The organism is Herbiconiux flava, from assembly GCF_013409865.1.
GTDB classification, from domain to species: domain Bacteria; phylum Actinomycetota; class Actinomycetes; order Actinomycetales; family Microbacteriaceae; genus Herbiconiux; species Herbiconiux flava.
The window spans coordinates 1414092-1433628 of record NZ_JACCBM010000001.1; the positions used below are offsets into that span (position 1 = coordinate 1414092).

A 19537-nucleotide genomic window follows, 5' to 3' on the forward strand; every position below is an offset into this window, starting at 1 on the left:
CGTGCCGATGACGGCTCCGGATGCGCGGCCCTCCGACCCCTCGGACGACACCACCCCGCCCGCCGTCGAGCCGGCCGCCGCCGCCGCGACCCCTCCCGCGGCCGAGCCCGACCGGCAGCGCACGGCCACCGAGCTCACCGACGGCGAGTGGCACCGCCTGCACCCCGCGACACCGCTGCTGCGGGGCGGCATCGTGCTGATCGCGATCCTCGGCTTCGTGCTCGCCAACTTCCGCGAGCGGCTCGTCGACTGGGTGTTCGGCGCCCCCGAGCTGCCGGGCGACCCTCTGCAGACCGCCTACGAGCGCGGCCAGATCGGCTGGCTCTCGCTGATCGCCGTCGTGGCGCTGGTGGTCGGCGTCGTCAGCTTCTACGTCTCCTGGCGGATGCACACCTTCCGCGTCGGCGACGACGTCGTCGAGGTGCGCAGCGGCGTGCTCTTCCGCACCCACCGCCGGGCCCGCCTCGACCGCATCCAGGGCGTCTCGATCTCGCGCCCGTTCTTCGCCCGCCTGTTCGGCGCCGCCCGCCTCGAGGTCAGCGTCGCCGGACAGGACGCCAAGGTCCAGCTCGCCTACCTCGGCAGCGCCCAGGCCGACGCCCTCCGCCGCGACGTGCTGCTGCTCGCGTCGGGCGCGCAGCTCGCCCGGGCGCAGGCGACGGGGGCGCCGATCGCGCTGCCGTTCGATCCGGCGGCGGTGGCCGCGGCCCAGGCGGCGGCCGGCGCGCCCGCGGGCACCGAGGGGGGCGCAGACCCGGGCGTCCAGGTCGACCCCGCTCACGAGGGGCCTCGCCCGGGCGGAGCGGCCGGCGCATCCGATCACCACCCCGGCCTGGTCAACCAGCGGATGCGCGAACTGCTCGCCCCCGAGCTCGACCCCGCCCTGGCCGCCCCCGAGTCGGTCGTGAAGATCCCGCCGGGCCGCCTGATCATGTCGCTCGTGCTGAGCGGGTTCACCGTGGTGCTGCTGATCGTCGCGGTGTTCATCGTGGTGAGCTCGATGCTCGGGCGGCGGGAGCTGTTCGTCGTCCTCATCGTGCCGGGGCTGGCCGCGGCGATCGGCTACTACTTCAACCGCTTCACGAAGTCGCTGCGCTACAGCATCGCGGGCACGCCCGACGGCGTGCGGGTCGGCTTCGGGCTGCTCTCCACGAGCAACGACACACTGCCGCCCGGGCGCATCCACGCGATCGAGGTCAGCCAGCCGCTGCTCTGGCGGCCGGCCGGCTGGTGGATGATCCGCATCAACCGCGCGGGCGCCGCCGGCGAGGGCTCGGCGCAGACCAGCACCACGATGCTCCCCGTGGGCACGCTCGACGACGTGCGCACGGTGCTCGGCCTGCTCCTCCCGTCCCTCGCGAAGCCCGCCGCCGATGCCGCGCCCACCGACGCCGACGCCGCGCCCACCGACGCCGATGCCGCGCCCACCGACGCCGACGCGTCGGCCCTCCCCGCCAGCACCCGCGACATCGTGCTCGCCGGCATCACCGCCCGCGCCGGAGAGGGCTTCACCGACGCCCCGCGCCGCGCCTGGCCGATCCGCCCGTTCTCGTGGCGCCGCACCGGATTCGCCGTCACCGACGACGCGATCCTGCTGCGCTCGGGCTTCGTCTGGCGCCACCTCTCGGTCGTCCCGCTGGCCCGCGTGCAGAGCCTCCGCATCACCCAGGGCCCCCTGCTCCGGATGCTCGACCTCGTCGACCTGGCCGTGCAGACCGTCGCGGGCCCCGTCCGCGCCACCGTCCCGGCGGCAGACCGCGTGGCGGGCACCGCCGCCTTCGAGCTCTGGGCCACCCGAGTCGTGGACGCCGCCTCCACCGACACCTCCCACCGCTGGGCCACCAGACCCATCGCCTCCCCTCCCACCCCCGAAGGAGACCCCCGATGAGACCCTCCGAGCGCACCGGCCGCCTCGGCGTCGGCATCATCGGCGCCGGCCGCGTCGGCCCCGTGCTCGGCGCCGCCCTCGCGAACGCCGGCCACGCGATCGTCGGCGTCTCCGCGATCTCCGACGCCAGCCGCGAGCGGGCCGAGGTGATGCTCCCCGGAGCCCCGATCCTCCCCATCCCCGAGCTCGTCGAGCGCAGCGAGCTGGTGCTCATCGCCGTCCCCTCGGCCGAGCTCCCCGCCCTCATCGCGGGCCTGGCGGAGACGGGTGCCTGGCAGATGGGACAGCTCGTGCTGCACACCGCCCCCGAGTTCGGCGCCGACGTGTTCGCCGCCGCGAGGGGGGCCGGCGTGATCCCGCTGGCCGTGCATCCGGCCATGTCGTTCACCGGCACCAGCGTCGACCTCGCCCGCCTCGCGGGAACCCACTTCGCCGTCACCGCCCCCACCCCCGTGCTGCCCATCGCGCAGGCCCTCGTGGTCGAGATGGGCGGCGAGCCGGTGATCGTCGCCGAGGCCGACCGCCCGGCCTACGCGGAGGCCGTCGAGACCGCCACGACCTTCTCGAGCGCCATCGTCGACCAGGCCGCCGGGCTGCTCGAGGCCATCGGCGTCGACGCCCCCGGGCGTGTGCTCGCCCCCCTCGTGCGCTCGGCCGTCGAGAACGCCCTCGCGCGGGCGGGCGGCGGCATCCCCCCGGTCTGAGCAGCTGAGCAGCCCGGGCCGGTGAGCAGCCCGGGCCGCAGAGCAGTGGGCCGCTGAGCGGCCCGGCCCAGGTAGCATCGTCGTGGCGGTCTGCGAGGCAGGCGGCCGACAGCGAAGGAGTTCCCCCGGTGACCCAGGCCGAAACCGCCGCCCTCGCCCCCCATCTCCCGGTCGTCGCCACGACGATCGACGACGTGCGGCGCCGGCTCGAGACGCTCGCGGGCGACGTCGCCGGCGCGGCGACGGATGCACGACCCCGCGTCGCCCTCGTGCCCACCATGGGCGCCCTGCACGAGGGCCACCTCGCCCTCGTCGACCGCGCGGCGGAGCTCGCCGACATCGTCGTGGTGTCGGTCTTCGTGAACCCGCTCCAGTTCACGGATCCCGCCGACCTCGAGCGCTACCCCCGCGACCTCGACGCCGACCTGGCGACCCTCGCCGGACACGGCGCCGACCTCGTCTTCGCCCCCGACGTGACCGAGATCTACCCCCGCGGCGACACCGCCACCCGCGTCACCGCCGGCAAGGTCGGCGGCCTGTTCGAGGGCCGCAGCCGCCCCGGACACTTCGACGGTGTGCTCACGGTCGTCGCGAAGCTGCTCAACATCGTCGGGCCGCAGTTCGTGCTCTTCGGTGAGAAGGATGCGCAGCAGGTCTTCCTCGTGCGCCGGATGATCGCCGACCTGAACCTCCCCGTCGCCGTCGAGGAGGTCGAGACCGTTCGCGACGACGACGGCCTGGCCCTGTCGAGCCGGAACCGCTTCCTGGACGCCCGGGAGCGCCGCGCCGCCGTCACCCTGCCGCACGTGCTCGAGGCCGCCGTCTCGGCGTCCGACCGCGGCATCGACGCCGTGCTCGCCGCCGCCCAGTCGGCGGCCATGGGCGAGCAGCTCGTCGCGATGGACTACCTCGCGGTCGTGCACCCCGACACCTTCCTCCCGGTCGACGACGACTACACGGGCCCGGCCCGCGCCATCGTCGCGGCCCGCGTCGGCGACACCCGCCTCATCGACAACGCCCCCCTCTACCTCGGCCGCTGACCCCGCCGGGGCGCCGTCTCAGGGGCCGTGCGGTGGGGTGAGCAGCCCGGTGAACGTCCAGTCGACGCCCTCGTCGACCGTGATGACGACCCGGTAGCTCGTCTTCGACTGCTCGATCAGGAAGTCGCTGCTCCCGCGCACCGAACACGTGCTGCTGCCCGTGAACGCGCCGGTGCCGGGGATGCGCACGTCGAACGGACCGTCGCCGGCGCACGAGAACGATACGTCCATCCCCATCCACTCGCGCCCCTCCACGATCGGGTAGTACGGGTTCTGCACCTCGACCTCGCCGGGGCCGGTGCCCGAGGCGCTGACGGGCGTGGCGGTCGGAGTGGGCGTCGCGGTGGGCGTGGGCGACGGGGAGGGAGCGGCTTCCGGGGCGGGCGACGCGGAGGTGCAGCTCGCGAGGAGGGCGGTGCCGAGGGCGGCCAGGAGGGCGGCGCCCGCGCGTCGGCGGGCCGTGGTGCGTGCGTCGAGCATCCGGTTCCCCCTGCCGGGTGCCCCCGCACCCCTGGCTCGACCCTAGCCGCCCCGTGCGGCCCGGTAAACTGGGGCCGACCTCGAGGAGACCCGTTCGAATGACTGACGCCCAGACGCCGCCCACCGAATCCGAGCTGACGGCCGCGGAGGCCGCCGCCGAGGCGAGCGAGCAGAAGGCCGTGCGCCTGGCCAAGCGCGAGAAGCTGATCGGGTCGGGTGCCGAGGCGTACCCCGTGTCGGTGCCGGTCACCACGACCATCCCCGCCGTGCGCGCCGCATGGGGCCACCTCGCCGCCGACGAGACCAGCGGCGAGATCGTCGGGCTCGCGGGCCGCATCGTGCACCTGCGCAACACCGGCAAGCTCTGCTTCGTGTCGCTGCAGTCGGGCGACGGCAGCCGCATCCAGGCCATGGTCTCGCAGGCGAACGTGGGCGAGGAGTCGCTCGCCGACTTCAAGGAGCTCGTCGACCTCGGCGACCACCTGTTCGTGAAGGGCGAGGTCATCTCCTCGCGCCGCGGCGAGCTGAGCGTCATGGTCACCGAGTGGCAGATCGCGTCGAAGGCCGTGCTGCCGCTGCCGAACCTGCACACCGAGCTCTCCGAGGAGACACGGATGCGCAGCCGCTACCTCGATCTCATCGTGCGCGACGGGGCGCGGCAGATGGTGCGCACCCGTGCGCTCACCAACGCGTCGCTGCGCAAGACGTTCGCCGAGCGCGACTTCCTCGAGGTCGAGACGCCGATGCTGCAGACGATCCACGGCGGAGCCGCGGCCCGCCCGTTCGTCACGCACTCCAACGCCTTCGACACCGAGCTGTACCTCCGCATCGCGCCCGAGCTGTTCCTCAAGCGCGCGGTGGTCGGCGGCATCGACCGGGTGTTCGAGATCAACCGCAACTTCCGCAACGAGGGTGCCGACTCCTCGCACTCGCCCGAGTTCGCGATGCTCGAGGCCTACGAGAGCTACGGCGACTACAACTCGATCGCCGAACTGACGCAGACGCTGGTGCAGAACGCGGCGCTCGCCGTGGCGGGCTCGCACGTCGTGACCTGGGCCGACGGCACCGAGTACGACCTCGGCGGCGAGTGGGATCGCATCAGCATGTACGGGTCGCTGAGCGCGGCGGCCGGCATCGAGATCACCCCGCAGACCTCGGTCGCCGAGCTGCAGAAGCTCGCCGACCGCGAGGGCGTCGAGGTGCACCTGGCGAACCACGGCAAGCTCGTCGAGGAGCTGTGGGAGCACTTCGTCAAGGCCGATCTGACGAGCCCCACCTTCGTCATGGACTTCCCGGTCGAGACCAGCCCGCTCACTCGCGCGCACCGCTCGATCGAGGGCGTCGTCGAGAAGTGGGACCTCTACATCAACGGCTTCGAGCTGGGCACCGGCTACTCCGAGCTGGTCGATCCGGTCATCCAGCGCGAGCGCTTCGTCGAGCAGGCGAAGCAGGCCGCCGCGGGCGACGTCGAGGCCATGCGCCTCGACGAGGAGTTCCTGCGCGCCCTCGAGTTCGGCATGCCCCCGTCCGGAGGCATGGGCATGGGCATCGACCGGCTGCTCATGGCGCTGACGGGCCTGGGCATCCGCGAGACCATCCTGTTCCCCCTGGTGAAGTAGAGGAGTCCGGCATGAGCATGTTCGGCGGCAAGAAGAACGATCCCCTCGAGCCCGGGAAGAGCGAGCGCGAGAACAACGAGGGCGGCCGCGGCGACGGCACCGGCGACCCGAACAAGCCAACGCCCACGCGCATCGCGATCTGGATCATCGTGGGCGGCGTCGGGCTCTACCTGGTGGGCTCGGGCATCTTCGGCATCCTCACGCACTGAGCCGCGACCGAGCACGTACCATGGAGGACATGGACGTCCTTCTGCCCGCGCTCTCCGCACTGGCCCCGACCGTACTGATCGGGCTCGTGTTCTGGTTCATCATGCGCGCGGTGCTCCGGGCCGACAAGTCCGAGCGTCGCGCCAAGGCGAAGATCGAGGCCGAGGAGCGCGCTCGGCTCGGCCTGCCGGCCAAGGCGTCCGCGGAGTAGCCGCCAGACCGATACGGTAGCTCTGAGGGCAACCGAGGAGGCCGCAGTGACAGGTGGAGACGTCGCGCTCATCGTCGCGCTCCTGCTCCTCCTGCTCGATCTCGCGATCCGCATCGGGTCGATCATCGTCATCCCGCGCAACCGCCGGCCGTCGACGGCCATCGCCTGGCTGATGACCATCTTCCTGATCCCCTACGTGGGCTTCCTGCTGTTCCTCCTGATCGGCTCGTACAAGCTGCCGAAGTCGCGGCGCGACAAGCAGCACGCCATCAACGAGTTCATCGTCGAGACCACCGAGGGCATCGAGCGCGTCAGCGAGAACACACCCTGGCCTCCGTGGTTCAAGAACGTCGTCGAACTGAACCGCACCCTCGGCGCGATGCCCCTCGTCGGCGGCAACAACGCCACCCTCGTGGGCGACTACGACGAGAGCATCCGTCAGATGACCGCCGACATCGACAAGGCGGGCCGCTACGTGCACGCCGAGTTCTACATCCTGTCGTATGACACGACAACGAAGCCCTTCTTCGAGGCGCTCGAGGCGGCCGTGAAGCGCGGCGTCACCGTGCGGGTGCTGCTCGACCACATCGCCTCGGTGCGCGCTCCCGGGCACAAGAAGACCGTGAAGATGCTCGACCGCATCGGGGTGAAGTGGCACTTCATGCTGCCGGTGCAGCCGCTGAAGGGTCGCTGGCAGCGCCCCGACCTGCGCAACCACCGCAAGATCCTCGTGATCGACGGTGACGTCGCCTACATGGGCTCGCAGAACGTGGTCGATCGCAGCTACAACAAGAAGAGCAACCTCCGCCGCGGGCTGATGTGGAAGGACCTGATGACCCGCCTCGAGGGCCCGATCGTCGCCGGCATCAACGCCATCTTCATCACCGACTGGTACAGCGAGTCGAACGAGCTGCTGCTCCGCGAGACGCGCGCCATCACCGACGAGATCATCGACGACGAGCCGGATGCCCTCGACATGCAGGTGGTCCCCTCGGGCCCCGGGTTCGACGGCGAGAACAACCTGCGCCTGTTCCTGGCGCTGCTCTACAACGCGCAGGAGCGCATCGTCATCACGAGCCCCTACTTCGTGCCCGACGACGCCATGCTCTACGCGATCACCACCGCCACCCAGCGCGGGGTCACGGTCGACCTCTTCGTCTCGGAGATCGGCGACCAGGCCCTCGTCTACCACGCCCAGCGCTCGTACTACGAGGTGCTGCTGCGCGCCGGCGTGCGCATCTACATGTACCAGTCGCCGTACATCCTGCACGCCAAGCACTTCACCATCGACGACGAGGTCGCGGTGATCGGCTCGAGCAACATGGACATGCGCTCCTTCAGCCTCAACATGGAGGTCTCGCTGATGGTGCGCGGCCGCGACTTCGTCACGGCGATGCGCGGCGTCGAGGACGGCTACCGAAAGGTCAGCCGCGAGCTCACCCTCGACGAGTGGCACAAGCAGCCGCTCCGCTCCACCGTCCTGGACAACCTCGCCCGCCTCACCTCGGGCCTGCAGTAGAGCCTTACGGGCGGGGCTGCAGGCGAACGGCGGGGAGGACGGGCGCCGGCAGCGGTGAGCCCTCGAAGTGGTGGTCACTCGCGCCGAAGCGCGGGCGGGCATCCGGATGCTCGGCGGCGGCCGGGGGCGACGACCCGTCAGGCTCGGCGGCACCCGACTCGCGCTGCCACGCCGCGCGGTAGGCGACGATCTCGTCGTGGCTGCGGCCGACGAAGTTCCACCACATCAGGATCTTCTCCCCGAGCGGCTCGCCGCCGATCAGCACGACGCGCACCGGCTCGTCGCCCGCGCGGAGCGACAGGGTGCTGCGCCCGACTCCGACGTAGGCGAGCTCGGTGCGGGTGGCGGTGACGCCGTCCACCGAGACGGGGCCGGCGTCGACGAGCACGCCGTGCTCGAAGGAGGGGTCGACGGGCAGCTCCACCGAGCCGCCTGCAGGCAGCATGATCTCGGCGGCGACGAGCGGGGTGAAGGTGGTGGCCGGAACGCCGGCGCCCGCGAGCTCACCGACGAAGACCTTGAGCCGGGCATCCGCCACCTGCACCTCGACGGCCTCGTGGCTCTCGAAGAACGGCTCGCTCTGGCGCGACGCCTCGGGCAGCGCCACCCAGAGCTGCACGCCGTGCAGCACCGTGGCGGCCGGCGTCGAGACCTCCGAGTGCGAGATGCCCCGGCCCGCGGTCATCAGGTTGAGCACGCCGGGCCGCACCATCGCGTGGCTGCCGACGCTGTCCCGGTGCTCGATCTCGCCCTCGAACAGCCAGCTCACCGTCTGCAGCCCGGTGTGCGGATGCGGCGGAACGACCATGCCGCCGGTCTCCGACACCGTCGACGGCCCGTAGTGGTCGGCGAAGCACCAGGCGCCCACCATCGTGCGCTGCTTGCTCGGCAGCGTGCGGTGCACGGTCATGGCACGGGGGCCGCCGAGCGGCACCTCGCGGGCGGTCACGATCTCGGGCGGAGCGGCGCTCGTGGCGGTGTCGCAGGCGGCCCAGGTCTCGTCGGGACGGCGCTCGAGGTTGCTCATGCTCGCATCCTACGTTCTGCCGTCACGCCCACGGCGAACAGGGGCTGTCTGGCCCTGCTTCGCTGGTTAGTCTCTTCCTATCGGTCGCCAACCACCGGCCCTGGCGACCAAGGAGACAGACATGTTTGAGAGATTCACCGACCGAGCCCGTCGCGTCGTCGTCTTGGCGCAAGAAGAAGCCAAGATGCTCAACCACAACTACATCGGCACCGAGCACATCCTGCTCGGTCTCATCCACGAGGGCGAGGGTGTCGCCGCCAAGGCGCTCGAGTCGCTGAACATCTCGCTCGACGCCGTGCGCGAGCAGGTGCAGGACATCATCGGCCAGGGCCAGCAGCAGCCCACCGGGCACATCCCCTTCACGCCCCGCGCGAAGAAGGTGCTCGAGCTCTCGCTCCGCGAGGCGCTGCAGCTCGGCCACAACTACATCGGCACCGAGCACATCCTGCTCGGGCTCATCCGCGAGGGCGAGGGCGTCGCAGCCCAGGTGCTCGTGAAGCTGGGCGCCGACCTCAACCGGGTGCGCCAGCAGGTCATCCAGCTGCTGTCGGGCTACCAGGGCAAGGAGCAGGTCGCGGTCGGCGGCAACGACCAGGCCCCCGACAAGGGCTCGCAGATCCTCGACCAGTTCGGGCGCAACCTCACACAGGCTGCGCGCGACAACAAGCTCGATCCCGTGATCGGCCGCGAGAAGGAGATCGAGCGGGTCATGCAGATCCTCTCGCGCCGCTCCAAGAACAACCCCGTGCTGATCGGTGAGCCCGGCGTCGGCAAGACCGCCGTCGTCGAGGGCCTCGCCCAGGCGATCGTGCGCGGCGACGTGCCCGAGACGCTGAAGGACAAGCAGCTCTACACGCTCGACCTCGGCTCGCTCATCGCCGGTTCCCGCTACCGCGGTGACTTCGAGGAGCGCCTGAAGAAGGTCACGAAAGAGATCCGCACCCGCGGCGACATCATCACGTTCATCGACGAGATCCACACCCTGGTGGGTGCGGGTGCGGCCGAGGGCGCGATCGACGCGGCGAGCATCCTGAAGCCGCTGCTCGCCCGTGGTGAGCTGCAGACCATCGGTGCCACGACGCTCGACGAGTACCGCAAGCACTTCGAGAAGGACGCGGCGCTCGAGCGCCGGTTCCAGCCCATCCAGGTGGCCGAGCCGTCGCTGCCCCACGCGATCAACATCCTGAAGGGGCTGCGCGACAAGTACGAGGCGTTCCACAAGGTCTCGATCACCGATGGCGCCATCGTCGCCGCGGCGAACCTGGCCGACCGCTACGTGCAGGACCGTTTCCTCCCCGACAAGGCGATCGACCTGATCGACGAGGCGGGCGCACGCCTTCGCCTCTCGATCCTGTCCGCCCCGCCGGAGCTGCGCGAGTTCGACGAGCGCATCGCCGCCGTGCGCGGCCAGAAGGAGGCCGCGATCGAGGATCAGGACTTCGAGAAGGCCGCCTCGCTCCGCGACGAGGAGAAGAACCTGCTCGGCGAACGTCTGCGACTCGAGAAGCAGTGGAAGGCCGGCGAGGTGCAGACCTCCGGCATCGTCGACGAGGGACTGATCGCCGAGGTGCTGGCCCAGGCCACGGGCATCCCGGTGTTCAAGCTCACCGAGGAGGAGTCGGCTCGCCTCGTGTTCATGGAGAAGGCCCTGCACCAGCGGGTCATCGGCCAGAACGAGGCCATCGCCGCCCTGTCCCGCACGATCCGCCGCACCCGCGCCGGGCTCAAGGACCCGAAGCGCCCCTCGGGCTCGTTCATCTTCGCCGGCCCCACGGGTGTCGGAAAGACCGAGCTCGCCAAGGCGCTCGCCGAGTTCCTGTTCGACGACGAGAACGCGCTGATCTCCCTCGACATGTCGGAGTACGGCGAGAAGCACACAGTCTCGCGACTGTTCGGTGCCCCTCCCGGGTTCGTCGGCTTCGAGGAGGGCGGCCAGCTCACCGAGAAGGTGCGCCGCAAGCCCTTCTCCGTGGTGCTGTTCGACGAGATCGAGAAGGCCCACCCCGACATCTTCAACTCGCTGCTGCAGGTTCTGGAGGAGGGACGCCTGACCGACGGTCAGGGTCGCGTCGTCGACTTCAAGAACACGGTCATCATCATGACGACCAACCTCGGCACGAAGGACATCACGGGCGCGCCGATCGGCTTCCAGGCCACCGGCAACACCGCGACGTCCTACGAGCGCATGAAGGGCAAGGTCTCCGAGGAGCTGAAGAAGAACTTCAAGCCCGAGTTCCTGAACCGCGTCGACGACACCATCGTGTTCCCTCAGCTCGACAAGGAGGAGCTGCTGCAGATCGTCGATCTGTTCATCAAGCGCCTCCGCGACCGCCTGCTCGACCGCGACCTCACGATCGAGCTCACGCTCGCCGCGAAGGAGCGCCTGATCGAGGTCGGCTTCGACCCCTCGCTCGGTGCGCGCCCGCTGCGCCGCGCGATGCAGCACGAGGTGGAGGACCAGCTGTCCGAGCGCATCCTGCAGGGTGAGCTCAACGCGGGCGACCACGTGCACGTCGACTTCGAGAACGGTGCCTTCACCTTCGTCACGACGTCGCGCGAGCCCGTCGCGATCGGTGCGGGCGCAGACGCCTCGGCCTCCTCGGCCGCGGCGGCCGCCGCTCTCGGCGACCTCGACTAGTCACCCCCTCGAAGGGCCGGACACCTCACGGTGCCCGGCCCTTCGTCGTTCCCGGCACGCCCCGCACCGCCAGGAGGTTACGCTGGTCGGATGCCAGAGCAGAAGACGCCCGTGACCGTGCGGCGGGCGCGCACCAGTGACGTCCCGTGGATCCAAGGTCTCGTGGAGCCCCTGGTGCAGCGACGAATCCTGCTCGGCAAGGACGCCGTCGTGTTCTACGAGGCCGTGCAGGAGTTCCGCATCGCGGTGGCTCCCGACGGCACACCCGTGGGCTGTGGCGCCCTGCACGTGTTCTGGGAGGACCTCGGCGAGGTGCGCACCCTAGCCGTCGACGACGGCTGGCTCGGCCAGGGTGTCGGCAGTGCCCTGCTGCAGCAGCTCGAGGCCGACGCACTCGACCTCGGCCTCTCGAAGCTGTTCTGCCTCACCTTCGAGGTGCCCTTCTTCGAGCGCAACGGCTACACCGCGTCGCCGCTCTCGCTCGTCGACCCCGAGGTCTACGCCGAGCTCGTGCGCTCTCCCGACGAGGGTGTCGCCGAGTTCCTCGACCTCGCCCGCGTGAAGCCGAACACCCTCGGCAACACCCGCATGCTGAAGCACCTGAGGTGATGAGATGAGCGAGCGCGGGCCTGACGGCGACGACCGCGGCAGCGACGACTCCGGCAGCGTCGGTGACGAGCGGATGCGCGGCGACACCGACCCCGCCGACCACCGCAGCTTCAACCAGCGGCTGCGCGACCGTTTCTACGGCCGGCGCCCGGCCGGCGAGACCGGCGCCGATGAGGGCCCGGCCGCATCCGCTCGGCCGAAGGTGAACCAGATGGGCTTCTTCGGGCGCGTGCAGCGACCGGGCGGCTTCGACGAGCCGCCCGAGGAGCCGGTCGAGCTCGAGGGCGAGCTGCCGTGGGAGCTCGGCGGGGAGAAGCGGGCCGACTGAGGGCCTGCGCACCCGGCTCGGCCTGACGTGGCAGATGGCTCGCGGCTGACGGCTCGCGGCAGACGGCTCGCGGCTGACCGTTCAGAGGCGCGAGGCGCACTCGACGCAGAGCGACGCCGTGGGCCGCGCCTCGAGGCGGCCCGGCGCGATCGGGCGATGGCAGACCAGGCACACGCCGTAGCTGCCGTCGTCGACGCGGGCGAGCGCCGCATCCGTCTCACCGAGGCGCAGCTCGGCGGCGAGCAGCAGGCCCCGGATGCGCGACCACTCGCTCGACAGCGTCGGCCCCTCGGGGTCGTGCTCGTCGTCGTCGGGCGACGTCTCCCGCGTGCTGCGGAGCGTCGCCATCGTCTCGGTCAGCTCGGTGATGTCGGCGCGCGCCGCGTCGTGCGCGCGCTCGAGACGGGCCCGGACGTCGTCGCTCGTGATCGCGTCCGGTCGTCAGCCCGCGGGCGCGGGACCGTCGGCGGGCTCGGCGTCGCCGATGAACTCCTTGAACTCCTGCTCGAGGTTCTCGTCGAAGGAGTCGGGCTCATCGCTCTCGTCGCCGTTCGCGCGAGCGGCCACGTTCTCGGAGTCCAGGGCCTCGGCCTCGGTGACGTCGACCTCGGGCTTCTGGCCGTTGTGCTCGAAGGACTCGGGCTCGGTGGGTTCGATGAAGGTGCTCATGCGCTCGAGCGTACGCCCGAAACATTCCGAACACATGGGCGGGATACGATCCACGGGTGTCTCCCGTCTCGCCCTACCAGGTCTGCGTCGCGTTCCTCACGCGCGCGGGTGCCGACGGCCGCACCGAGGTGCTGCTCGGTCGAAAGAAGACGGGCCTCGGCTCGGGCAACATCGTCGGTCTCGGCGGCAAGCTCGAGCCCGGCGAGACCGCGCTCGAGGCGATCGTGCGGGAGATCGAGGAGGAGTCCGGCCTCCTGGTCGAACCCGGCGACCTGACCGAGATGGGCCTGGTGAAGTTCGCGTTCCCGTACCGGGAGAACTGGAGCCAGGACTCGACCGTCTTCGTCGCCTCGCGCTTCTCCGGTGAGCCGCAGGAGTCGGACGAGGTCTCGCCCGACTGGTTCCCGATCGACGAGCTGCCGCTTCATGCGATGTGGGACGACGCGAAGTACTGGCTGCCCGCGGTGCTCGCGGGGGAGCGGGTGCTCGGCGACTTCACCTTCGGGGAGGACTGCGCCACCGTCAGCTCCCACGAACTGCACGACCCGGCGTACCACGGCCGCTGAGCCCGTACAATCGCGTGTGCCCTCCACGACCGACCTGACCGATTCCGCCGCCTCTCCGGAGGCCATCGACCCGGCCGAGCTCGCGATCGCCCTGAAGGTGCTCGCCGACATGGTGGAGCTCGACGAGGACCACCCCGACTTCGTGACCGTGCGCCGGGCGACGGCGAAGATGGTGAAGGCGGTCAAGCACAAGCGGCGCCGCGAGATCCGGGCCGAGATCGCCCAGGCCGACCGCATCGTCGTGGCCGCCACGGCCACCGGCGCCCCCGACCGCATCGACGACGAGACCCGGGGCCTGGCCATCGGCGGGTCGAGAACGGCGGCCACGGCGGGCACGCTGCTGAAGGCGCGCAAGTGCTACATCTGCAAGCAGCCGTACACGCTCGTCGACGGTTTCTACCACCAGCTCTGCCCCTCCTGCGCAGCCCTCAGCCACGCCAAACGGGAGGCCCGCACCGACCTCACCGGCCGGCGCGCCCTGCTCACCGGCGGCCGCGCCAAGATCGGCATGCACATCGCCCTCCGGCTGCTCCGCGACGGCGCCCACACCACCATCACCACCCGCTTCCCCCGCGACGCGGTGCGCCGCTTCGCGAGTCTGCCCGATGCGTCCGAGTGGATGCACCGACTGACCGTCGTCGGCATCGACCTCCGTGACCCGGCCCAGGTGATCGGGCTCGCCGACCAGGTCGCCGCCGCCGGGCCGCTCGACATCCTGATCAACAACGCCACTCAGACCGTGCGGCGGTCGCCGGGTGCGTATCAGCCCCTCGTCGACGCCGAGCTCGCCCCGCTGCCCGACGGGCCCCTCCCCGAGCTGGTGACCTTCGGCCACACCAACGACCAGCACCCCCAGGCGCTGGCCCGCTCGGTGAGCGCGCATCCGATCCTCGCCGCGGCCGCGGCGCAGGCCGACGGGCTCACCGCGGCGGCCGATGCGATCAGCGCCCGGGCCGGGCTGCTTGCGGCGCGGGCCGACGATCTCACGGCGCAGGCGCTGGCACCCGGATCGAGCTCGCTGGCTCGGCACGCGGCGGGCACCGCGATCGACGCGGGCGGGCTCGTGCCCGACCTGCACGACGTCAACTCCTGGACCCAGCGCGTGGACGAGGTCGACCCGCTCGAGATGCTCGAGGTGCAGCTGGCCAACACCACGGCGCCGTTCATCCTGATCTCCCGGCTGCGGCCGGCCCTCGCGGCGAGCCCGGCCCGGCGGAGCTACGTGGTCAACGTGAGCGCCATGGAGGGCGTGTTCGCCCGCGGGTACAAGGGGCCGGGGCATCCGCACACCAACATGGCGAAGGCGGCGGTGAACATGCTCACCCGCACGAGCTCGCGGGAGATGTTCGAGAGCGACCGCATCCTGATGACGAGCGTCGACACCGGGTGGATCACCGACGAGCGACCCCACCCCACCAAGGTGCGCCTCGCCGAGGAGGGGTTCCACGCCCCGCTGGATCTCGTCGACGGCGCCGCGCGGGTCTACGACCCGATCGTGCGCGGCGAGGCGGGCGACGACCTGTTCGGCGTCTTCCTGAAGGACTACGCGCCCGCCGCCTGGTGATGCGGCCCGGCCTCGCCGCCACACGAATGGGCGCGGGCCCGGGCGGGGCCGGGTGTCAGTCGGCGGAGGACGTCGCCGAGGCGAACTGCGCCTCGTAGAGCGCCGCGTAGGCGCCGCCCGCCGCGAGCAGCTCGGTGTGGCTGCCCTGCTCCACGATCGAGCCCGACTCCATCACGAGGATGAGGTCGGCGTCGCGGATGGTCGACAGCCGGTGCGCGATCACGAAGCTCGTGCGGTCGGCCCGGAGCGCCGACATGGCCTTCTGCACGAGCTGCTCGGTGCGGGTGTCGACCGAGGAGGTCGCCTCGTCGAGGATCAGCACGCTCGGCTTCGCGAGGAACGCCCGCGCGATGGTGAGCAGCTGCTTCTCACCGGCGCTCACGTTCGAGGCCTCGTCGTCGAGCACGGTGTCGTAGCCCTCGGGCAGCGAATGCACGAAGCGGTCGACGTAGGTGGCCCGCGCCGCGTCGAGGATCTCCTCCTCGCTCGCCGAGGGGTCGCCGTAGGCGATGTTGTCGCGGATGGTGCCGCCGAAGAGCCAGGTGTCCTGCAGCACCATGCCGGTGCGCGAGCGCAGGTCGCGCCGGGTCATCTGCGCGATGTCGACGCCGTCGAGCGTGATGCGCCCGGCGTCGAGCTCGTAGAAGCGCATGATCAGGTTGACCAGCGTCGTCTTGCCGGCTCCGGTGGGGCCGACGATCGCGACCGTCTGGCCCGGCTCCGCCACGAGCGAGAGGTGCTCGATCAGCGGCTTGTCGGGCAGGTAGCGGAACGAGACGTCGTCGAACACCAGCCGCCCGCGGTTCTCGGACGGAGAGAGGGCGGGCACGGCATCCGGAACCTGCTCCTCGGCGTCGAGCAGCTCGAAGACGCGCTCGGCCGAGGCGACCCCCGACTGCAGGAGGTTCACCATCGAGCCCAGCTGGGTGAGCGGCTGGGTGAACTGGCGCGAGTACTGGATGAACGCCTGCACGGCGCCGATGCTGAGCGCACCGGTGGCGACCTGCAGGCCACCGACGACGGCGATCACGACGTAGACCAGGTTCCCGACGAACATCATGGCGGGCATGATGATGCCCGAGACGAACTGGGCCCCGAACGACGCCCGGTAGAGCTCGTCGTTCTTCGCCCGGAAGGCCGCCTCGGTCTCGCGCTGACGGCCGAACACCTTGACGAGGGCGTGGCCGGTGAAGTTCTCTTCGACCTGGGCGTTCAGCTGCCCCGTGCTCGCCCACTGGGCGACGAAGAGCTTCTGGGAGCGCTTGGCGATGACCGTGGTGATCACGATCGTGAGGGGGATGGTGACGAGCGAGATCACGGCGAGCAGCGGTGAGGTGACGAACATCATGACGAGGATGCCGACGACGGTCAGGATGCTCGTCAGCAGCTGGGAGAGCGTCTGCTGCAGGCTCTGGGCCACGTTGTCCATGTCGTTGGTGACGCGGCTCAGCAGCTCACCCCGGGGCATGCGGTCGAAGTAGCCGAGCGGCAGCCTGTTGATCTTCGTCTCGACCTCCTCCCGCAGGGAGTAGGTGGTGCGCTGCACGATGGTGTTGAGCAGGCGGCCCTGCACCCAGGAGAAGATCGAGGCGGCGACGTAGAGCACCAGCACGAGCCCGAGCACCATGGCGAGGCGGTCGAAGTCGATGCCCTGGCCGGGCACCAGGTCGATGCCCGAGAGCAGGTCGGCCTGGCTCTGGTCGCCGCTCGCGCGGAGGCCCTCGACGATCTGCTCCTTGGTGGAGCCGGCGGGCAGGCCCTTGCCGAAGGCGCCCGCGAAGATGATGTTGGTGCCCTGACCGAGCAGCCACGGGCCGAGCACGGTGGCGACGACGCTGATGATGCCGAGCACGATCACGACCAGCACCGGCACGCGGTGCGGAGCGAGCCGTCGGATCAGCCGCTTCGCGGACGGACCGAAGGTCATCGACTTCTCGGTGGGCAGGCCCGCTCCGCCGAAGGGTCCGCCCCCGCCGGGACCGCCGCGACGCACCGGGCCGCGCTGGGCGCCGTTCCCCGAGCCGCTCATGCCGCCTCCTCCGCCGTCAGCTGCGACGAGACGATCTCGGCGTAGGTCTCGTTCGATTCGAGCAGTTCGTCGTGGGTGCCGCGGCCGACGATGACGCCGTCGTCGAGCACGACGATCTGGTCGGCGTCGACGATGGTCGACACCCGCTGCGCCACGATGACCATGGTCGCTCCTCTCACGTCGGCTCGGAGGGCCTGCCGCAGCCGCGCATCCGTCGCCAGGTCGAGTGCCGAGAACGAGTCGTCGAAGACGTAGATCTCGGGGCGCTTCACGAGGGCCCGGGCGATCGCGAGCCGCTGCCGCTGCCCGCCCGAGACGGTGGTGCCGCCCTGGGCGACGGGGGCGTCGAGACCCCCGTCCATCTCCCGCACGAAGTCGGCGGCCTGGGCCACCTCGAGCGCGTGCCAGAGCTCCTCGTCGGTGGCGTCGGGCTTGCCGTAGCGGAGGTTGGAGGCGACGGTGCCCGAGAACAGGTAGGGCTTCTGCGGCACCAGGCCGATGCGCGACCACAGCAGGTCGGGGTCGAGCTGCCGCACGTCGACGCCGTCCACGAGCACCTGACCGCCGGTGGCGTCGAACAGCCTCGGCAGCAGGTTGATCAGCGTGGTCTTGCCCGCGCCCGTCGAGCCGATGATCGCGAGGGTCTGGCCCGGCTCGATCGTGATGTCGAGATCGCGCAGCACCGGCTGCTCGGCGCCCGGGTAGGAGAACGAGGCTCCGCGCAGCTCGACCGTGCCGTGGCCGCGCAGCTCGTGCATCGGGTTCGCCGGCCGGGTGACCGACGTCTCGGTCTCCAGCACCTCGGTGATGCGATCGGCGCAGACCGAGGCGCGCGGGATCATCATGGCCATGAACGTGGCCATCATCACCGCCATCAGGATCTGCACGAGGTAGCTGAGGAAGGCGATCAGCGTGCCGACCTGCATCGAGCCCTCGTCGATGCGGAACGCGCCGAACCAGATCACCGCGACGCTCGACACGTTCAGGATGAGCATGACGGTCGGGAACATCAGCGCCATCAGCCGGCCGGCCCGCAGGGCGGAATCGGTGACGGCCGCGTTGGCCTCGGCGAAGCGCTCGGTCTCGATGCCCTCGCGCACGAAGGCACGCACCACGCGGATGCCCGTCAGCTGCTCCCGCAGCACCCGGTTCAGCGTGTCGATGCGGGTCTGCATGCGCCGGAACTGGGGCACCATGCGCACGATGATCGCGCCCAGCGAGACGAGCAGCACGGGCACGCTGACCGCGATGATCCAGCTCAGCTCGAGGTCTTGGTGGAGGGCGAGGACGATGCCGCCGATCGCGAGGATGGGGGCGGAGACGAGCAGGGTGAACGTCATCAGCGCGAGCATCTGCACCTGCTGCACGTCGTTCGTGGAGCGGGTGATGAGCGAGGGGGCGCCGAACTTCGACACCTCGCGCTCGCTGAACTCTCCGACGCGGTGGAAGATCGCTCCGCGCAGGTCGCGGCCGAGCGCCATGGCGACCTTCGCGCCGAAGTAGACGGCGGTGATCGCGGCGGCGACCTGCACGACCGTGATGCCGAGCATCCACAGCCCCGTCGAGAGGATGTAGGCCGTGTCTCCCCGGGCCACGCCCTGGTCGATGATGTCGGCGTTCAGCGTCGGCAGGTAGAGCGACGCGACCGACTGCACGAGCTGGAAGAACACGACCAGCACGATCGGCCGCCAGTGCGGCCGCAGGTAGCGGCCGAGAAGACGCAGGAGGGTCACGCGCGGTGCCTTTCGGTGGGGACGGGGGCCGAGGTGGGCGACGAGCCGGCGGGGGCGGCCGCCGAGACGGAGGTAGGAGTGGCGGCGGACGGCGCGGCCAGCACGCCGTACGTCATCAGCGCCGCGAGCTCCTCGACGGTGAACGGGGTGTCGACGGCGGCGATGTCGGGGATGGAGCTCGCGAACGACACGAGGCGCGCGAGGTGGATGATGCGGGACGGCGGCCACGCCAGCCGCTCGGCATCGGGGGCGAAGATCGCCGCGACGATGCGCTCGAGCTCCTCCGGGTCGCCCGTGGAGGACGGGCGCTCGCCGCCGAGGATCGGCATGACCTTCATCGCCCCGGTGAACCGGGCCCTCATCAGCCGAAGGATCGCGGCCAGCTTCACCTCGACCGGGTCGTCGGGATCGATGCCCCGCAGCCCGTTCCAGACCGTCTGGCCGTCGAAGAAGCGCTCGGCGGCGGCCTTCAGCAGCGACTCCTTGTCGCCGAACGCGCGGAACACCGTGCCCTCGGCGATGCCGGCGGCCTCGGCGATCTGGCGCGAGGTGACGTCACGCCCGTGCTCGACCAGCAATGGCACCACGGCGTCGATGATCATCTCGCGCCGGTCGGCCAGCGGAAGTGCCGGCGCCCGGCGCGCGATCGCCTCGAGCGGTGACGTGTCCATGCACCGACCCTACCTGAGTGAGCACTCACTCGGCA

General features: G+C 70.8%; 19 protein-coding genes. 12 read left to right on the plus strand and 7 right to left on the minus strand.

From position 1 onward, the window contains the following. The first annotated feature begins 7 nt into the window (after positions 1-7). The 3 genes from BJ984_RS06780 to panC all read left to right on the plus strand — a co-directional run bounded on the left by BJ984_RS06780 (position 8) and on the right by panC (position 3632). Positions 8-1888, plus strand: a complete 1881-nt coding sequence (locus BJ984_RS06780; RefSeq protein ID WP_179547379.1) for a PH domain-containing protein — start codon at positions 8-10, stop codon at positions 1886-1888. Beyond that, positions 1885-2592, plus strand: coding sequence for a Rossmann-like and DUF2520 domain-containing protein (locus tag BJ984_RS06785; protein ID WP_179547380.1), 708 nt, complete (start codon positions 1885-1887; stop codon positions 2590-2592). Before BJ984_RS06780 ends, BJ984_RS06785 begins: the two co-directional genes overlap by 4 nt. 128 nt (positions 2593-2720) lie before the next feature. Further along, the gene (panC, locus tag BJ984_RS06790; protein ID WP_179547381.1) at positions 2721-3632 is read left to right on the plus strand and encodes a pantoate--beta-alanine ligase; all 912 of its coding nucleotides are present in this window, start codon (positions 2721-2723) and stop codon (positions 3630-3632) included. Between the two features lie 18 nt (positions 3633-3650). Here panC and BJ984_RS06795 read toward each other — a convergent pair whose 3' ends face one another. After that, positions 3651-4112 (minus strand): hypothetical protein, encoded by a 462-nt coding sequence (locus BJ984_RS06795; protein WP_179547382.1) that lies wholly within the window; start codon positions 4110-4112, stop codon positions 3651-3653. A 98-nt stretch (positions 4113-4210) separates the two neighbouring features. Here BJ984_RS06795 and lysS point away from each other — a divergent pair, with 98 nt between their 5' ends. The 4 genes from lysS to cls are packed head-to-tail and all read left to right on the plus strand — an operon-like array spanning position 4211 to position 7668. Then, positions 4211-5731 (plus strand): lysine--tRNA ligase, encoded by a 1521-nt coding sequence (gene lysS / locus BJ984_RS06800; protein ID WP_179547383.1) that lies wholly within the window; start codon positions 4211-4213, stop codon positions 5729-5731. A gap of 11 nt (positions 5732-5742) precedes the next feature. After that, entirely contained in the window at positions 5743-5940 is a 198-nt protein-coding gene (locus BJ984_RS06805) for a hypothetical protein (protein WP_179547384.1), read from the plus strand. 29 nt (positions 5941-5969) lie between these two features. Beyond that, complete coding sequence (locus BJ984_RS06810; RefSeq protein WP_228507631.1) at positions 5970-6149, plus strand: hypothetical protein; 180 nt, start codon at positions 5970-5972, stop codon at positions 6147-6149. Positions 6150-6195: 46 nt separating this feature from the next. After that, a complete protein-coding gene (gene cls / locus BJ984_RS06815; RefSeq protein ID WP_179547385.1) occupies positions 6196-7668 on the plus strand; it encodes a cardiolipin synthase in 1473 nt (490 codons plus the stop codon). 4 nt (positions 7669-7672) lie between these two features. On the opposite strand, the gene BJ984_RS06820 is transcribed toward cls, so the two are convergent. Then, the gene (locus BJ984_RS06820) at positions 7673-8695 is read right to left on the minus strand and encodes a pirin family protein (RefSeq protein ID WP_179547386.1); all 1023 of its coding nucleotides are present in this window, start codon (positions 8693-8695) and stop codon (positions 7673-7675) included. A gap of 121 nt (positions 8696-8816) precedes the next feature. Here BJ984_RS06820 and BJ984_RS06825 point away from each other — a divergent pair, with 121 nt between their 5' ends. The 3 genes from BJ984_RS06825 to BJ984_RS06835 all read left to right on the plus strand — a co-directional run bounded on the left by BJ984_RS06825 (position 8817) and on the right by BJ984_RS06835 (position 12270). Next, positions 8817-11333 carry an ATP-dependent Clp protease ATP-binding subunit gene (locus BJ984_RS06825; RefSeq protein WP_179547387.1) on the plus strand — a complete coding sequence of 839 codons (2517 nt, stop codon included), beginning with the start codon at positions 8817-8819 and terminating at the stop codon, positions 11331-11333. Positions 11334-11423: 90 nt separating this feature from the next. After that, positions 11424-11942 carry an amino-acid N-acetyltransferase gene (locus BJ984_RS06830; protein WP_173183266.1) on the plus strand — a complete coding sequence of 173 codons (519 nt, stop codon included), beginning with the start codon at positions 11424-11426 and terminating at the stop codon, positions 11940-11942. A gap of 4 nt (positions 11943-11946) precedes the next feature. Further along, positions 11947-12270, plus strand: coding sequence for a hypothetical protein (locus tag BJ984_RS06835; protein ID WP_179547388.1), 324 nt, complete (start codon positions 11947-11949; stop codon positions 12268-12270). An 81-nt stretch (positions 12271-12351) separates the two neighbouring features. On the opposite strand, the gene BJ984_RS06840 is transcribed toward BJ984_RS06835, so the two are convergent. Together BJ984_RS06840 and BJ984_RS06845 are read right to left on the minus strand one after the other, a co-directional pair. After that, complete coding sequence (locus tag BJ984_RS06840; protein WP_179547389.1) at positions 12352-12618, minus strand: TraR/DksA family transcriptional regulator; 267 nt, start codon at positions 12616-12618, stop codon at positions 12352-12354. Positions 12619-12711: 93 nt separating this feature from the next. Beyond that, on the minus strand, positions 12712-12939 hold the full coding sequence (locus tag BJ984_RS06845) for a hypothetical protein (RefSeq protein WP_179547390.1): 228 nt from the start codon (positions 12937-12939) through the stop codon (positions 12712-12714). A gap of 56 nt (positions 12940-12995) precedes the next feature. Here BJ984_RS06845 and BJ984_RS06850 point away from each other — a divergent pair, with 56 nt between their 5' ends. Then, positions 12996-13505, plus strand: a complete 510-nt coding sequence (locus BJ984_RS06850; RefSeq protein ID WP_179547391.1) for an 8-oxo-dGTP diphosphatase — start codon at positions 12996-12998, stop codon at positions 13503-13505. 16 nt (positions 13506-13521) lie between these two features. Then, positions 13522-15069: an SDR family NAD(P)-dependent oxidoreductase gene (locus BJ984_RS06855; protein ID WP_271206435.1), complete on the plus strand. Its 1548-nt coding sequence runs from the start codon at positions 13522-13524 to the stop codon at positions 15067-15069. 55 nt (positions 15070-15124) lie between these two features. Here the strand turns inward: BJ984_RS06855 and BJ984_RS06860 are convergent, their stop codons facing one another. From BJ984_RS06860 to BJ984_RS06870, 3 genes are read right to left on the minus strand one after another with little or no spacing between them, the layout of a single operon-like run. Then, on the minus strand, positions 15125-17098 hold the full coding sequence (locus BJ984_RS06860) for an ABC transporter ATP-binding protein (RefSeq protein ID WP_179547392.1): 1974 nt from the start codon (positions 17096-17098) through the stop codon (positions 15125-15127). Then, the gene (locus tag BJ984_RS06865; protein ID WP_179547393.1) at positions 17095-18831 is read right to left on the minus strand and encodes an ABC transporter ATP-binding protein; all 1737 of its coding nucleotides are present in this window, start codon (positions 18829-18831) and stop codon (positions 17095-17097) included. The genes BJ984_RS06860 and BJ984_RS06865 overlap by 4 nt, the downstream gene beginning before the upstream one ends. Then, positions 18828-19502 (minus strand): TetR/AcrR family transcriptional regulator, encoded by a 675-nt coding sequence (locus tag BJ984_RS06870; protein WP_179547394.1) that lies wholly within the window; start codon positions 19500-19502, stop codon positions 18828-18830. Before BJ984_RS06870 ends, BJ984_RS06865 begins: the two co-directional genes overlap by 4 nt. Positions 19503-19537: the final 35 nt, after the last annotated feature.